The sequence below is a fragment of the Pseudomonas sp. F9001 genome, assembly GCF_013385435.1.
Classification (GTDB): domain Bacteria; phylum Pseudomonadota; class Gammaproteobacteria; order Pseudomonadales; family Pseudomonadaceae; genus Aquipseudomonas.
This window is the reverse complement of record NZ_JACAPX010000027.1, coordinates 1-349: the sequence shown is the minus strand read 5'-3', so window position 1 is coordinate 349 and position 349 is coordinate 1. Positions and strand designations below refer to the sequence as shown.

At 54.4% G+C, this 349-nt stretch carries 1 protein-coding gene; it reads right to left on the bottom strand.

Going from position 1 to position 349, the window contains the following annotated elements:
• Nucleotides 1–147 precede the first annotated feature (147 nt).
• Nucleotides 148–349 (bottom strand): hypothetical protein (locus tag HX818_RS31060; RefSeq protein WP_218176119.1); only part of this gene is annotated, 202 nt, incomplete at its 5' end.

Genomic DNA, 349 nt, shown 5'->3' with positions numbered 1-349 from the left:
AAAAGCAAAAGCACAGCGGCCTCCCGGCCGGCTTGAGTGTTAAGAGCAAAATCAAAATCTAAAGCGGGCACAGTCCAAATGTGGGAGCGGGCTTGCTCGCGAAGGTCGTTAACGATGACGCGGGCATCCTGAATGAACGCGGCGCTCTCAGGTTTTTCGCGAGCAAGCCCGCTCCCACAGAAAAGCAGATTTGTTTTCGCTCTGGTTTTTGCTTTTGCTTTTAACACTCAAGCCGGCCGGGAGGCCGCTGTGCTTTTGCTTTTGCTTTTGCTTTTGATCTGACTGCCCCAATAAGCCCGAGGCCGAACGCAGGTATTGCGGAGCGGGTAAACCGGCAGGACGCCGGTTT